This is a genomic window from Protofrankia sp. CiP1_Cm_nod3, from assembly GCF_982290655.1.
The window spans coordinates 5,256-5,712 of record NZ_CEVIVD010000125.1; the positions used below are offsets into that span (position 1 = coordinate 5,256).

At 74.8% G+C, this 457-nt stretch carries 1 protein-coding gene; it reads left to right on the plus strand.

Annotated features, from left to right (window positions below; all coding sequences use genetic code 11):
- On the plus strand, window positions 1-457 hold a 457-nt coding region (locus AC5LUJ_RS19100), incomplete at both ends, for a hypothetical protein (protein WP_493465411.1).

Below are 457 nucleotides of genomic sequence, written 5' to 3' on the forward strand. Positions count from 1 at the left end.
GGACACGTTCAGCGCCTATAGCGGCGCAGGCGGCGTCTCGGGCGGCACGGGTGGCGTCTCGGGCGGCACGAGTGGTGCCCCGGCGAGCGGGACGGGCGGTGCCCCGGCGAGCGGGACGGGCGGTACCCCGGATGTCTCGAAGGGCGAGCTGTTCGTGTGGCTGCGCTCGGACACAATCGTCCGGGACTCCCGGCTGCGGATGTCCGCGGACGTCACCGACCTCGTCCGGCTGCTGCAACGGCTCGGTGTCGGTGTCGACAACCTCGTCCCGGTTGATCCGGGCAGCCGCGGGCCGGTGCCTGCCTCGGCCCGGACCCGACGGATCAGCTCCTGGCACCGCCCGTCCGGCCTGCCCCGGCCGACGCTGGTCGCGCTCGCCGCCGGTACCTGCCTGCGGCTTGGCTGGGACGGCTCCGGCGCGGACGTCCTCGCCCGGCTTGAGATCACCGGGATCGGC